The 259-nt window shown below is 72.2% G+C and carries 1 protein-coding gene; it reads right to left on the reverse strand.

What is annotated here, in order from left to right; all coding sequences use genetic code 11:
- Positions 1-259 (reverse strand): condensation domain-containing protein (locus IU459_RS37960; RefSeq protein WP_195134355.1); only part of this gene is annotated, 259 nt, incomplete at both ends.

Below are 259 nucleotides of genomic sequence, written 5' to 3' on the forward strand. Positions count from 1 at the left end.
CCCGCGATCGGGGTGCCGATCGCGATGTCGGTGCTGTTCGACAGCCTGCCCGCCCAGGCGGCGAGCGCGGCGTGCACCACCATGAACAGCGTCACGCCGCGGGCGCGCGCCAGCTCGGCCAGCGCCTCGTGCACCTCGGCGTCGACCGAGAAGTTGTGCGTGCCACCGGCATTGGAGGCGATTTCGGGCCGGGGCCGGTCGGCGGGCAGCTCGATCTGATCGGGCAGGTCGCGCAGCTGCTCGGTCCAGTAGGCGATCT

The organism is Nocardia amamiensis, assembly GCF_015477605.1.
Taxonomy (GTDB): domain Bacteria; phylum Actinomycetota; class Actinomycetes; order Mycobacteriales; family Mycobacteriaceae; genus Nocardia; species Nocardia amamiensis_A.